Source organism: Lentzea kentuckyensis (genome assembly GCF_002150765.1).
In the GTDB taxonomy this organism is placed as follows: Bacteria; Actinomycetota; Actinomycetes; order Mycobacteriales; family Pseudonocardiaceae; genus Lentzea; species Lentzea kentuckyensis.
This window is the reverse complement of record NZ_MUYM01000017.1, coordinates 104095-117927: the sequence shown is the minus strand read 5'-3', so window position 1 is coordinate 117927 and position 13833 is coordinate 104095. Positions and strand designations below refer to the sequence as shown.

General features: G+C 69.1%; 13 protein-coding genes. 10 read left to right on the top strand and 3 right to left on the bottom strand.

The window, feature by feature from the left end:
- Window positions 1-43 precede the first annotated feature (43 nt).
- From B0F77_RS11530 to B0F77_RS47040, 4 genes are read left to right on the top strand one after another with little or no spacing between them, the layout of a single operon-like run.
- Entirely contained in the window at window positions 44-2020 is a 1977-nt protein-coding gene (locus B0F77_RS11530) for a thioredoxin domain-containing protein (protein ID WP_086662833.1), read from the top strand.
- Window positions 2021-2076: 56 nt separating this feature from the next.
- The gene (locus tag B0F77_RS11525; RefSeq protein ID WP_086662832.1) at window positions 2077-2631 is read left to right on the top strand and encodes a hypothetical protein; all 555 of its coding nucleotides are present in this window, start codon (window positions 2077-2079) and stop codon (window positions 2629-2631) included.
- A 10-nt stretch (window positions 2632-2641) separates the two neighbouring features.
- On the top strand, window positions 2642-3451 hold the full coding sequence (locus B0F77_RS11520) for a hypothetical protein (RefSeq protein ID WP_086662831.1): 810 nt from the start codon (window positions 2642-2644) through the stop codon (window positions 3449-3451).
- Window positions 3448-3987, top strand: a complete 540-nt coding sequence (locus B0F77_RS47040) for a hypothetical protein (RefSeq protein ID WP_143466678.1) — start codon at window positions 3448-3450, stop codon at window positions 3985-3987. Before B0F77_RS11520 ends, B0F77_RS47040 begins: the two co-directional genes overlap by 4 nt.
- On the opposite strand, the gene B0F77_RS11515 is transcribed toward B0F77_RS47040, so the two are convergent.
- The gene (locus B0F77_RS11515) at window positions 3881-4843 is read right to left on the bottom strand and encodes a DMT family transporter (RefSeq protein WP_086662830.1); all 963 of its coding nucleotides are present in this window, start codon (window positions 4841-4843) and stop codon (window positions 3881-3883) included. The genes B0F77_RS47040 and B0F77_RS11515 overlap by 107 nt on opposite strands.
- Window positions 4844-4890: 47 nt before the next feature.
- Between B0F77_RS11515 and pdxR the strand changes: the two genes are divergently transcribed.
- Window positions 4891-6243 carry a MocR-like pyridoxine biosynthesis transcription factor PdxR gene (pdxR, locus tag B0F77_RS11510; protein WP_086662829.1) on the top strand — a complete coding sequence of 451 codons (1353 nt, stop codon included), beginning with the start codon at window positions 4891-4893 and terminating at the stop codon, window positions 6241-6243.
- On the opposite strand, the gene B0F77_RS47810 is transcribed toward pdxR, so the two are convergent.
- Window positions 6240-6380: a hypothetical protein gene (locus B0F77_RS47810; RefSeq protein WP_158102667.1), complete on the bottom strand. Its 141-nt coding sequence runs from the start codon at window positions 6378-6380 to the stop codon at window positions 6240-6242. The genes pdxR and B0F77_RS47810 overlap by 4 nt on opposite strands.
- A gap of 90 nt (window positions 6381-6470) precedes the next feature.
- Between B0F77_RS47810 and B0F77_RS11505 the strand changes: the two genes are divergently transcribed.
- The 5 genes from B0F77_RS11505 (at window position 6471) to B0F77_RS11485 (ending at window position 12156) form a co-directional block, all read left to right on the top strand.
- A complete protein-coding gene (locus tag B0F77_RS11505; RefSeq protein WP_086662828.1) occupies window positions 6471-8000 on the top strand; it encodes an ATP-dependent DNA ligase in 1530 nt (509 codons plus the stop codon).
- A 184-nt stretch (window positions 8001-8184) separates the two neighbouring features.
- Window positions 8185-8967 carry a GNAT family N-acetyltransferase gene (locus tag B0F77_RS11500; protein ID WP_086662827.1) on the top strand — a complete coding sequence of 261 codons (783 nt, stop codon included), beginning with the start codon at window positions 8185-8187 and terminating at the stop codon, window positions 8965-8967.
- Window positions 8968-8992: 25 nt separating this feature from the next.
- Entirely contained in the window at window positions 8993-10432 is a 1440-nt protein-coding gene (locus B0F77_RS11495; RefSeq protein ID WP_086662826.1) for a GuaB1 family IMP dehydrogenase-related protein, read from the top strand.
- A gap of 3 nt (window positions 10433-10435) precedes the next feature.
- A complete protein-coding gene (locus tag B0F77_RS11490; protein ID WP_086662825.1) occupies window positions 10436-11389 on the top strand; it encodes an ABC transporter ATP-binding protein in 954 nt (317 codons plus the stop codon).
- A complete protein-coding gene (locus B0F77_RS11485) occupies window positions 11386-12156 on the top strand; it encodes an ABC transporter permease (RefSeq protein WP_086662824.1) in 771 nt (256 codons plus the stop codon). Before B0F77_RS11490 ends, B0F77_RS11485 begins: the two co-directional genes overlap by 4 nt.
- Before the next feature lie 59 nt (window positions 12157-12215).
- On the opposite strand, the gene phoH2 is transcribed toward B0F77_RS11485, so the two are convergent.
- On the bottom strand, window positions 12216-13508 hold the full coding sequence (phoH2, locus tag B0F77_RS11480) for an RNA 5'-3' helicase PhoH2 (protein WP_342746791.1): 1293 nt from the start codon (window positions 13506-13508) through the stop codon (window positions 12216-12218).
- Window positions 13509-13833: the final 325 nt, after the last annotated feature.

Here is a 13833-nt window from a genome sequence, read left to right as displayed (position 1 = left end):
GATCGAGAGTCGGCCTCTGCGCTGCTGATTTAGTGTGGTTCGTATGACGAACCGGCTCGTTGACGCGACCAGCCCGTACCTGCTGCAGCACGCTGACAACCCGGTCGACTGGTGGCCGTGGGGCGCGGAGGCGTTCGAGGAGGCGCGACGGCGCAACGTCCCGGTGCTGCTGTCCGTCGGTTACGCGGCTTGTCACTGGTGCCATGTGATGGCGCACGAGTCGTTCGAAGATGCTGCTGTCGCGGCGTTCGTGAACGCCCATTTCGTGCCGGTGAAGGTCGATCGCGAGGAACGTCCGGACGTCGACGCCGTGTACATGGAGGTCACGCAGGCCATGACCGGCTCCGGCGGGTGGCCGATGACGGTGTTCCTCACGCCGGACGCACGCCCGTTCCACGCCGGCACCTACTACCCGCCCTCGCCGCGCCAGGGCATGCCGTCGTTCACCCAGCTCGTCGAGGCCGTGACGGAGGCGTGGACCACCCGCCCGGACGAGATCCTGGAGTCGGCTTCCGTTGTGGTGCAGGAGATCTCCCGCCACACCGCGCCACTGCCACCGTCCGCTGTGGACGCGGACGCGCTGGCGGGCGCGGTGGTGTCGTTGCTCGGCGAGTTCGACCGGCGCAACGGCGGGTTCGGTGGCGCGCCGAAGTTCCCGCCGTCGATGGTCGTGGAGTTCCTGGTGCGGCACCACGAACGCACCGGCTCGGTCGAGGCGATCTCGATGGCGACCACCACGGCCGACGCGATGGCGAACGGCGGCCTGTACGACCAGCTCGGCGGCGGGTTCGCGCGGTACGGCGTCGACGCGTCGTGGACCGTGCCGCACTTCGAGAAGATGTTGTACGACAACGCTTTGCTACTCCGGTTCTACACGCACCTGACGCGCGTCACCGGTTCCGCACGCTATGAGCGGGTCGCGCGGGACACGGCCTCGTTCCTGTTGCGCGATCTACGTACGGCCGAGGGCGGGTTCGCGGCGTCGCTGGACGCGGACACCGAGGGCGTCGAAGGCCTGACCTACGTGTGGTCCTTCGAGGAGTTGGGGGATGCCGCCGCCGCGTTCGGTGTCACCGAGGAACCGAACTTCGAGGACGGCAAGTCGACGCTGAGGTTCGTGTCGGAGCCAGGCGAGGACGTGCGGGCGTCGTTGCTGGCTGTTCGTGCTTCGCGGCCCCAACCGGGCCGGGACGACAAGGTGATCGCGGCGTGGAACGGCATGGCGATCACCGCTCTGGCCGAGGCGGGCGCCTTCTTCGGTGAGCCGACGTGGATCGTGGCGGCTTCGGAGGCGGCGTCGTTGCTGGCTTCCGTGCACCTGGTCGAGGGCAGGCTGCTGCGGACCTCGCGGGACGGTGTCGCGGGACCGTCGTTCGGCGTGCTGGAGGACTACGGCTGCCTCGCCGATGGCTTGCTCGCGTTGCACCAGGTGACGGGTTCGATCCGGTGGCTCGATCTGGCGTGCGGCCTTTTGGACACCGCCCTCTCTCGTTTCGCCGTGCCGGACTCACCGGGCGCCTACTACGACACCGCGGATGACGCGGAAACGTTGGTGCGCCGCCCTGCCGACTCGACCGACAACGCGTCGCCGTCGGGGGCGTCTTCGCTGGCCGCAGCCTTGCTGACGGCCTCGTTGCTGTCCGGCGCCGATCGCTCTTCGCGTTATGCCACGGCCGCTTCGGAAGCCGTGACGCGTGCCGGACTGCTGGCCGCTCGGGCGCCGAGGTTCGCCGGCCACTGGCTGACCGTCGCGGAGGCTCTCGTGGCAGGCCCGCTGCAGGTGGCGGTCGTGGGTGCCGGCGAGGACCCGCGTCGTGCGTCGCTGTGGGCGGCGGCGGTCACGCACGTGCCCGGTGGTGGCGTGGTCGTGTCCGGAGAACCGGGCTCTGTGCCGTTGCTGGAAGACCGCCCGTTGGTCGACGAGGCACCTGCCGCGTACGTGTGCCGCGGCTACGTGTGCGACATGCCGGTTGCGTCGGTGGATGCGCTGGTCACTTCGCTGACGGCGAACACCCTCTAGCTGATTGCAGGCGTAACGTCGGTAACGACGTAATCATGTAATCAGGGGTGGTTGAAATGGGACGTGGATGGCGAGGACGCGGCGGGTGGCAACAGGCTGACCTGCCGTCCGCCGACGACGCGGCGGCATGGTTCGCGGGCAGGCTTCCCGACGGCTGGTTCACCGGCGCGCCCGAGGTGATCGTCGACCGCGAGGAGATCACGGTCGTCGGCACGCTGGCTCCGCTCGAGGGCGAGTTCGACGACGCCTCGCGCGCCGCGGCCGAGTCGGGCCGCATCTCCCGGTGGCGGGAGGAGACGCGCAACGAGCGCATCGAGATCGCGCGCCAGGCCGAGCACCGCTACGGCCGCAAGGTCGCGTGGGGTGCCGCGCTCGGCGACACGCGTGAACTGTTCACGCACCTGGCCGTGCCGGTCATGACGCGTCTGCGCCAGCCGGAGCGTCAGGTGCTCGACACTCTGGTGGCCGCGGGTGTGGCCCGGTCGCGCGCGGACGCCCTGGCATGGGCCGTCCGGCTGGTCGGCGAGCACGCGGATTCGTGGCTCGGCGAACTGCGGGACGCCATGTCGAAAGTGGACGATCTGCGTTCGCAGGGCCCCGATCTGGCCTAGCCTCGGCGCGGTGGAGCTGACTGACTACGCGGCAGCCGTGGTGTGCGGCGAGCCCGGTGCGTTCGAAACGTTCGTTGATGAGGCCCAGGACCGTTCGTACGACGAAATGTCGGCGGCGGCCCTGGTCCTTTCCAGTTCACCGGACGTCCAGGTGAACCAGTTGCTGGGCAACGTTCTGTACCTCACAGGGTCTCTGCCCGCGCTGGAACCGCTGGCGCTGCGCGTCGCGGAAGCCTTTGAGCGCAAGGATCCTTCCGTTTCGGAGTGGGAGCAGGCCCTGCTGCTTCCCATGCAGCACGAGGACGTCCGTGCTCACCTGCCGCACCGCGACCGCCTGCTCGTCGCGGTTCCCGACGACACCTGGCTGTACGGGTTGCTGGCCGTCGTGGACCTGGAGACGTTGCTGGTGCTGCATCCCACGAGCGGCGCGGGCTTCGAGGTGACGATCGGTGGGCTCGGCGACAACTTCCAGCTCCACACGTTGCTCGCCTATCGCCTGGTGCCGTCGCTGATCCCCGGCGAGCCGCCGCTGCAGTCGTGGGTGGAGGCGGCGTCGGTCGGTCCGGAGCTCGAACCCGCGGAGACGATTCGCGGCCAGTTCGAGCTGTCCGACGCGTTCGGCGAGACGATCTGGAACGAGGGCCGTCCTTGCGACATCCCGGTTTTCGAGGGTCGTCGGGTGGTCGTGCTGGGCGAGCCGTCCTACCTGCGGTCGTGGAACGCCGGCCGGATCTACCCGCTGATGACGCCGATGGTCGACGTCACGCGGGTGCTGCCGTCCGACGAGGCTGCGTCGTGGCTCGCGAAGGTCGGTCCATGAGTTTTGCCGTTGACGCGAGGAAAGTCCTCGACGCCTCGCTGCCACTGAACCGCAGCGTCAGCGCTCTTCGCCGCTGCCTCTCGCACTATCACCCGATCGGTTTCGAGGCGTCGTTCAGCTTCTTGTCGTTCGTGGCGGGCAACTTCTCCCGCGACCTGGGCGCATTGCCGCGCGCTCTGGAGCTGCTGACCGCGAGCTACTCGGCGTGGCAGGCCGAAGTCCGTGCCTACGGAGTGCTCCGCCGACGCGCCAAGCAACTCGGCTACCGCGTACCGCATCCGTTGGCGCCCAACCCTCACCGGCCGTCGCACTGGTACGGCGCACCGCGCGAGGCCGCCCTTCACGCCGTATGGGTCTGGTACTCGCAGGGTGTCGCCGACGACGTGGACGTGCACTGCCTCGCTGCGGCGTTGTTGGAGCGTGGGCGGTTCACAGCGGCGCAACAGGAGATGTTCGACCAGGTGCACGCTGACCGGGGGAACTCGATGACGGTGGTGCGGCAGATGGCTCAGGTGTGTCAGACCCGCTCGCTATAGTTGATTTTGGGGGAACCCCGGCCGAGTCGTGTGTGTGGTGCGTCCCCCTCCAGAGGGCGATGCCACACCCGAGTGCGACCGTCGTGACGCCAACGACGGACACGAGCGTTAGTTCCTGTACGCCCAAAAGCACGGATGTTGCGAGGCCCGACACCGGCATGAGGCCGATGAGCACGCCCGCGCGGCCGGAGCCCAGGCGGTTCACGGCGAAGTACCAGAGGCCGAAGGCCAGCGCGGTGACCAGCAGGGCCAGCGTCACCAGCGCGAACGTCTGGCGCGCGTCCGGCATCCGCCAGCCGCCGACGAACGTGCCGACCACACCGCCGATCGCCGCGGCCAGCAGGCACGTCCAGGTGGCGACGCCGAGCACGCCGAGGCGGCGGACCACGCCGACCGCGAAGAGCGTGAAGCACACCTCGCCGACCATCGTGAGCAACGCCAGCACGAGGCCTGGGCCGTGCCACGCGCCGCCGCCGGACAACACCACCACGCCCGCGGCCACCACCACTGCGCCGACCACGGCGGCGAGGGAGCGGTTGCGGGCCAGCAGGGCCAGGGCGATGGGGGAAGCGCCCATGACCGCGGCCACGAAGCCCGGTTCTGCGTACTGCTGGGCGGCGATGAGCAGGGCGTTGAAGCCGAGCATGCCCGTGACGACCACGCCCAGCAGCGGTGGGATGTCGCGCCACGAGGGCATCGGGAGGCGGCGGGCCACCAGCAGCAGCACGGCGGCGGCCAGCAGGTAGCGCATGGCCTGGCCGGTCAGCACCGGGTAGCCCTCGAGCATGCCCGTGACCGGAACCGACGCACCGACGATCGTTGCCGCTGTCGCTCCCGCGGCCACCCCAAGTTTCATGGCTCAGAGCCTTGCGCCGAACTGGTCCAGGTTTAAGCTCCACTTCGATGACTGCGAACTGGTCCACTTTTCGCGAGCTGCTGTTGCCGGGGCATCAGCGGCGGCGCGGGGTGGAGGTCGAACTGCGCAGGGCCATCCGGGACGGGCGGCTCGTGCCGGGGACGCGGCTGCCGTCGAGTCGCGACCTGGCGGCGCAGCTCGGGGTGGCGCGCGGGACGGTGACGTCGGCGTACACGCAGCTCGTGGCGGAGGGGTATCTCACCAGTCGCCGCGGGTCGGGGACGACGGTCGCGAGCCTCGGGCCGGCCGGTGCGTGCGGTGTGCCGGAGCCGCCGCAGCGGTGGCGGTTCAACCTGCGGCCCGGACTGCCCGCACTGGGCGCTTTTCCGCGCGCTGAATGGGTTGCGGCGCACCGGGCGGCGCTCGCGGACCTGCCGGACGACGACCTCGCCTACCCGGATCCGGCCGGACTGCTGGCGCTGCGCAGGGAGATCGTCGACTACCTCGCGAGGGTGCGGGCGGTGGTCGCGCGAGATGCCGTGATCACCAACGGCGCCGCGGACGGGTTGCAGCTCACCGCCAGGATGGTGAACGGCAGCATCGCGATCGAGGAGCCCAGCCACTTCGGCGGCGAGGACCTGTTGCGCTCGCACGGCCTCAACACCGTGGCGATTCCGGTGGACGACAAGGGGATCCGGGTCGACCTGCTGTCCAAAACGGACTGCAGGGCGGTGCTCGTCACGGCCGCGCACCAGTTCCCGCTGGGCGTGGTCCTGCACCCGGAACGGCGGCGGGCGCTCGTGGACTGGGCGCGCGAGCGGGACGCGTTGATCATCGAGGACGACTACGACGCGGAGCACCGGTACGACCGGCCGGCGCTGGGAGCGTTGCAGGCGCTCGCACCGGACCACGTGGTGTACCAGGGGACGACGAGCAAGGTGCTGGCGCCCGCGCTGCGTCTCGGGTGGCTAGTGGTGCCGGAACGGTTGCGTGAGGGCATCGTGAAACGCAAGCAGTACAACGACATGGGGACTGCAACGATCCCGCAGGCCGCGTTCGCGCACATGTTGCGTACGGGTGGTTATGACCGTCATCTGCGCCGGACGCGCGCGCTCTACCGGAAGAGGCGTGACGCGCTGTTGGAGGCCGTTGCGGAGCATCTGCCGGCGTGGCAGCCGATCGGTGTTGCGGCCGGATTGCACGTGGTGTTGCGCATGCCGGACGGAACGGACGATCTCGCGCTGAAGAGCAGGCTCGCGGAGCGTGGCGTGCACGTGTGGGCGTTGGCGCAGTACACGCGCACGCCGATGTGGCCCGGCTTGGTGCTGGGCTACGCGTCGCTCACCCCTGACCGGCTGCGGGAGGCGGTCAGGGAGATCGCGAACGTCGCTGTCGCCTAGAGGATGTGCTCGCGCAGGACGCTGGCGTCGCCCTCGGCACCCATGATGTGTTCGCGGTCGCCGGTGCCGGGTCCGGTGAGCGCCGCGACGGCGGCGACCAGCAGAGCAGCGGCAGCGACGATCTTGAAAGCCCTCATGGCGTGATAAACCCCCAGGTAGAACGGTTGTCCTGGCCAGCCTAGCCCGAGCCTCCAGAAAATGTCAGTGCTCGGGTGCACCATGAGTCCGTGCTCCTTTCCGAAGCAGTCGACACGTCGGCCGCCGTGGCGGCGACCCGGTCGCGCCTTGCCAAGGTCAAGGCGTTGTCCGCGTTGCTGCGCGCGGCGACGGCCGACGTCGTGGTCGCGGTGGTGTCGTTTCTCATAGGCACGCCGCGGCAGGGTCGCATCGGGGCCGGTTGGCGCACGGTCGTCGACCTGTCCGTCCCGCCGGTCGCGCGGGCCGAGCTGACGATCGCCGAGGTCGACGCCGCGCTCGCCGAGGTGGCCGCGACGTCCGGCAAGGGCTCGGCGCAGCGCCGGATCGACCTGCTGACGGCGCTGTTCGGGCGTGCGACTGCGGCGGAGCAGGACTTCTTACGCCGGTTGCTCACCGGCGAGCTGCGTCAGGGCGCGCTGGAGGGCGTCATGCTCGACGCGATCGCCTCGGCGGCGGACGTGCCGGGCGAGACGGTGCGGCGCGCGTTCATGCTGTCCGGCCGCTTACCCGAGACCGCCGTGGCCGCGCTGGAGGGCGGCGCGGCGGCGCTGGAGGCGTTCCGGCTGGAGGTCGGACGACCGCTGCGGCCCATGCTGGCGTCGCCGGCGGAGTCGCTGGACGAGGCGCTGTCCGAGCTCGGCAGCTGCGTGGTGGAGCACAAACTCGACGGCGCGCGCATCCAGGTGCACCGCTCGGGCGACGACGTCCACATCTACACCCGCACGTTGCGCGAGATCACCAAGACCGTGCCCGAGCTGGTCGAGCTCGTGCGGGCCCTGCCGTGCACGTCGGTGGTGCTCGACGGCGAGACCCTGGCGCTCACCGACGAGGGGAGGCCCCGGCCGTTCCAGGAGACGATGAGCCGCTTCGGCGCGCAGGACGAGCGCGAGCTGCTGCTGCACCCGTACTTCTTCGACTGCCTGCACCTCGACGGCAAGGACCTGCTCGACGAACCGCTGCGCGACCGCCTGGCCGCACTGCGGCAGGTGGCGGGCGAGCACGTCATCCCCGGCGTGCTGGACGCGTCACCCGAGGAGGCCGAGTCGGTGGTCGCGGCGGCCATGTCCGCGGGCCACGAGGGCGTGATGGTGAAGTCGCTGGCCTCGCCCTACGCGGCCGGCCGACGAGGCCGCGCCTGGCAGAAGGTGAAGCCGGTGCACACGCTCGACCTGGTCGTCCTCGGCGTCGAGTGGGGCAGCGGCCGCCGCCGCGGCTGGCTGTCGAACCTGCACCTCGGCGCCCGCGACCCGGACGGCGGCCCGCCGGTGATGGTCGGCAAGACCTTCAAGGGCCTCACCGACGAGCTGCTCACCTGGCAGACCAAGGCCCTGCGGGAGATCGCGACCGAGCAGACCGACTGGGTGGTGATGGTCCGCCCGGAACTGGTGATCGAGATCGAACTGGACGGCGTGCAGGTCTCGCCGCGCTACCCCGGTGGCGTCGCGCTGCGGTTCGCCCGCGTCGTCCGCTACCGCCCGGACAAGGACCCGTCGGAGGCGACGACGATCGAGGAGGTGAGGGCGCTTCTGCCTGCCGCACAACCGAATCCCGAGGCCTGACATCGCTACCCGTGGTGGCATGGGGGACCTCACCTGGACGTATCCGGATCGCCGGTCATCCTCGAAGCGACCAGCGGGCCAGAGCTGGCGCGGGTGATCAGGACCGAACACGAGCTGCTCCAGCGCGTGCTCAGCGGCGAAAATCGGGTGCGGCCGCCCAACGCCTCGCAATAGCGTCGGGCCTGTGACTGATGCTGCCGCGCTGCTCCGCACCTTCGACGACCAAGCCCGTGCCGAGGAGTGGTCGTTTCCCGAACCCGAGGCCACCGTCGACCGGGACGGTCCCCTGCACCGGATCTGCTGGCCGCACCGGCGTGGTTTCGTCGCGGGCCCGCCCGACCTCGGTGTCGCCGGCGCCGAGTTGGACGAGCTCATCGCCCGGCAGCGCGACTTCTTCACCGCGCGCAAGCAGTCGGTCGAGTGGAAGACGTGGGGCCACGACCTGCCCGCCGAGCTGCCGGAGCGGCTTCTCGCGGCCGGGTTCGTCTCCGAGGGGCGCGAGACGGTGGTCGTCGGGCTCGCCGAGGAGATGGCCACGCCGGTCGAACTCGACGGGATCGTCCTGCGGGAGACGCGCGAGGAGGCCGACTTCCGCCGGCTCGTCGCCGCGTCGAGCGAGGCGTTCGGCAAGGAAGTCGATTTCCTCATCCCCTACCTGATCGACAAGAAGAACGACCCGAACATGGTCATCGTCGTGGCCGAGGCGGAGGGGCGGATCGTGTCGTCCGCGCGGCTGGAGATCGTGCCGGGGACGGAGTTCGGCGGGCTCTGGGGCGGCAGCACCCTCGCGCCGTGGCGTGGGCGGGGCATCTACCGGGCCCTCATCGCGTACCGGGCCCAGGTGGCGTTGCAGCGCGGCCTGAAGTACCTGCAGGTCGATGCCTCCGAGGACAGCAGGCCGATCCTGGAGCGGCTCGGGTTCGTCAAGATCACCACGACCACGGGTTACGTCTGGCAGCCCAAATAAGACACTGCGGGTATCGTGGAAGCACGTGCGGTTCATCGAAGGGCATCGACCCTCTTACGACCTGACCTACGACGACGTCTTCCTCGTTCCCGGCCGCAGTGCCGTGGAGTCGCGGTTCGGCGTTGATCTCTCCACCTCGGACGGTACCGGGGCCACCATCCCGATCGTCGTCGCGAACATGACGGCCGTGGCCGGGCGGCGGATGGCGGAGACCATCGCGCGGCGCGGCGGGCTCGTCGTCATCCCGCAGGACGTGCCCACCGAGGCGGTCGCGGAGATCATCGCGTGGGTCAAGGAGCGGCATCCGATCTGGGACACCCCGCTCACCCTCACCACGGGTGACGCGGTCGCGGACGCGTGGAACCTGCTGCACAAGCGGGCGCACGGCGCGGTGATCGTCGTGGATGACGGCAACAGGCCCATCGGGGTCGTCGACGAGGCGGCGCTCACGGGCGTCGACCGGTTCGCGCGCCTCGGCGACGTCATGAACACCGACGTGCTGAAGTTGCCGCTCACGACGAAGCCGCAGGACGTCTTCGACCAGTTGCACCACAGCGCGCACAAGATCGCGCTCGGCATCGACGACGAGCAGCGGCTCAGCGGCGTGCTGACCGAGCTGACGGCGTTGCGGGCGGAGGTCTACCGGCCTGCCACCGACGACGACGGCAAGTTGCGGGTCGCGGCCGCGGTCGGGGTCAACGGCGATGTGCGGGCCAAGGCGGAAGCACTGGTCAAGGCCGGTGTGGACGTTCTCGTCGTGGACACCGCGCACGGTCACCAGGAGAAGATGCTCACCGCGCTCAAGGCCGTGAAGGAAGCCAACCCCGGCGTGCCGATCGCGGCGGGCAACGTCGTCACCGCGGAGGGTGTGCGGGACCTGGTCGCGGCCGGCGCGGACATCATCAAGGTCGGTGTCGGGCCGGGTGCCATGTGCACCACCCGGATGATGACGGGCGTCGGCAGGCCGCAGTTCAGCGCGGTGGCGGAGTGCGCGGCCGAGGCGCGCAAGCTCGGCAAGCACGTGTGGGCCGACGGCGGTGTGCGGCACCCGCGGGACGTGGCGTTGGCGCTCGCGGCTGGGGCCAGCAGCGTGATGGTCGGCAGCTGGTTCGCCGGCACCTACGAGTCGCCGGGCGACCTGCAGCGCGACGAGCGGGGAAACCTCTACAAAGAATCGTTCGGAATGGCGTCGAAGCGCGCTGTGACCGCACGAACGCGTAGTGACAACGCCTTCGACCGGGCCAAGAAGGGGCTGTTCGAAGAAGGCATCTCCACGTCGAAAATGCGCTTGGACCCGGTGCGCCCGAGCGTGGAGGATCTGCTCGACGCGATAACCTCCGGCGTTCGCTCGGCCTGCACGTACGCCGGAGCGACCTCGCTCGAGGAATTCCACTCCAGGGCTGTTCTCGGCATCCAGTCGGCGGCTGGGTTCGCGGAAGGCAGGCCGTTGCCAGGGGGATGGTGACAAATGGACGAAGCGGTAGAAGTAAGAGAACTCCGCAAAGTCTATAAAATCGGACAAAAACCGGCGGTGGACGGATTGGGCTTCACCGTCCGCCGCGGTGAGGTCTTCGGATTGCTCGGGCCGAACGGCGCGGGCAAGACGACCACCGTCGGCGTCCTGACCACGCGCGTCCGCCCCACCTCGGGGCAGGCGTTCGTGGAGGGCGTCGACGTGGTCGCGGACTCCAAGCGCGCACGGCAGCTGCTCGCCGTCGTGCCGCAGCGCAACAACCTCGACCGCTCGCTCAACGCGCGGCAGAACCTGCTGTTCCACGCGGCCTATCACGGCATCGGGCCGGTGGAACGCAAGAAGCTCGCCGACGACATCCTCGAGCGGATGGGTCTCAAGGACCACCAGAACGCGCTCGTCGACACGTTGTCCGGCGGTCAGGCGCAACGGCTGATGATCGCCCGCGCGCTGATGCACCGCCCGAAGGTGCTGTTCCTGGACGAACCGAGCACCGGGCTCGACCCGCAGGCGAGGCTCTTCGTCCACGAACGCGTCGCCGCACTGCACGCGGAAGGCGTCACGGTCGTGCTCACCACGCACGACATGGACGAGGCCACCAAGCTGTGCGACCGCGTCGGCATCGTCGACCACGGCAAGCTGCTCACGCTGGACACTCCGGCCGAGCTGACGAAGAGCCTGCCCGGCAGCAACACGGTCAGCGTCACGGTCGGTCTGAACGGCCACGAGATCGGGAAGATCAGCCAGGAACTGTCCGAACTGGACGGCGTGCAGCGGGTCGAGGAAGTGAGCGGCATGTTCCGCGTCTACACCGACAGCGACACCGCGATCACGCTGCCCGCCGTGCTGAACGTGATGCGGGACCTCGACGTCGTCGTCAGCGACGTCGCGATCGGCAAGCCCAGCCTCGAGGACGTCTTCATCCACCTGACCGGCAGGGAGCTTCGGTGAGCCAACTCAGGACGTTCCAGGCGATCCTGTGGCGCGACGTCTTCGTCACGGGCCGCGAGCTGCCGAGCTTCCTCGCGCAGGTGATCATCCAGCCGTTCTTCATCCTCTTCATCTTCGCGAAGGTGCTGGGGGACATCGGGTACGTCCAGAACGACTTCGCGCAGGTGCTGTTACCCGGCATCATCGCGATGAACGGGTTCCTGGGCGCCCTGCAGAACACCACACTGCCGTTGGTGCTCGACTTCTCCTGGACGCGCGAGATCGAGGACCGGCTGCTCGCGCCGATCTCCATCCCGCTCGTCGCGGTGGAGAAGATCGTGTTCGGCGCGGTCCGCGGGTTCTTCGCGGCGGTGCTGATGGTGCCGATCGGGTTCGTCATGCTCGACGTCTCGTGGCCGTGGGAGGGCATTCCCGGCGCGCTGCTGGTGATCGTCCTCGGCTGCCTCGCCGGCGGCTCGGTCGGCATGGTCATCGGCACGTCGGTCCCCGCGCGGCGCGTCAACATCATGTTCGCGGTCATCTTGACCCCGTTGCTCTTCACGGGCTCCGCGCAGTTCCCGTGGCGGTCGTTGAGCGATGATCTGCTGTGGTTCAAGGTGGTCTGCGCGCTCAACCCGCTGACGTACGTGAGTGAGGGCATGCGCGCGGAGCTGGTGCCGAACGTGCCGCACATCCCGTTGCCGATCGTGTTGCTGGCGCTCGTGGTCGCGATCGCGGGCTTCGGCAGCGTCGGGCTGCGCGGCTTCATGAAACGCGCACTCGACTAGAAACCATGAACGGCGCTTTTGTGGACCTGAAGTCCACAAAAGCGCCGTTCATGGCTCACCTACGAGGCGTAGTCCTCCAGCATCTCGGTGACGAGAGCCGCGATCGGCGAACGCTCCGAGCGGGTCAGGGTGACGTGCGCGAAGAGCGGGTGGCCCTTCAGCTTCTCGATCACCGCGGCCACGCCGTCATGCCGGCCCACCCGCAGGTTGTCGCGCTGCGCCACGTCGTGCGTCAGCACCACCCGCGAGTTGCTGCCCAGACGCGACAGCACGGTCAGCAACACGTTGCGCTCCAACGACTGCGCCTCGTCCACGATCACGAAGGAGTCGTGCAGCGAGCGGCCGCGGATGTGGGTGAGCGGCAGGACCTCGAGCATGCCGCGGTCCATCACCTCTTCCACCACCGCCTGGCTCACCAGCGCGCCGAGCGTGTCGAACACCGCCTGCGCCCACGGCCCCATCTTCTCGTTCTCGCTACCCGGGAGGTAGCCGAGCTCCTGGCCACCGACCGCGTACAACGGCCGGAACACCACGACCTTGCGGTGCTGCCTGCGTTCCATCACCGCTTCGAGACCGGCGCACAGCGCCAGTGCCGATTTTCCGGTGCCGGCACGTCCGCCCAGCGAGACGATGCCGACCTCCGAGTCGAGCAGCAGATCCAGTGCTATCCGCTGCTCAGCGGACCTTCCGTGCAGTCCGAACGCCTCCCGATCTCCGCGCACCAGCCTGATCTGCTTGTCCGCGGTCACCCGGCCCAGTGCACTCGAGGTGCCCGCCAGCAACCGGATTCCGGTGTGGCACGGCAGTTCCGCGATGTGCTCCAGGTCCTCGTACTGGGTCGGGTCGACGACGTTCTCCTTGAACAGGCTGTCCACCAGGGACTGTGGAACGTCCAGATCGGACATTCCCGTCCAGCCTGACAGGGTGACGTCGTGCGCCCGGTACTCCTCCGCCTGCAGGCCGACCGATCCGGCCTTGACCCGCAGCGGCATGTCCTTCGTCACCAGGGTGACGTTGCGCCCCTCAGCAGCGAGGTTGAGGGAGCAGGCGAGGATTCGGGCGTCGTTGGAGTCCGTTCGGAAACCTGATGGCAACACCTCCGGGTCGGAGTGGTTGAGCTCTACGTGCAAGGTGCCTCCCAGATCCCCGATGGGGATCGGCGAATCGAGGCGACCATGCCGCAAGCGCAGGTCGTCGAGCAGTCGCAGGGCTTCCCTCGCGAACCAGCCCAGTTCGGGGTGGTGGCGCTTGCCCTCCAGCTCGCTGATCACCACGAGCGGGAGCACGACCTCGTGCTCCGCGAACCGGGTGGGGGCGAGTGGATCGGACAGCAGTACCGACGTGTCCAGCACATATGTGGTGAGGGCTGGGGCGGCGGACTTGCGCCTGGGGGAGGAACTGCGCGTTGAGCCTGAGGAACGGCTCGCGGGACGTCGTGCGTTCACGGCAACTCCCTCACGAACGCGGCACCCGCGTCCGCTCCTCGCTGGGCCAGGCACAACCCTGATTGATCGTCTTGCCTTCCGCCGGTGCGGCGTCAGGCAGGTCGACCACGAGGGCCGGGTGCCGGCCCCCTCGCGACGTTGTCAGCCACGATCAGGACCTCCCTGCGCGGTCCGCAGTGGTCGCGTCCCGCCACTTTCGAAGTTACCTGCGGGAGTGCCCCGTATGCATGAA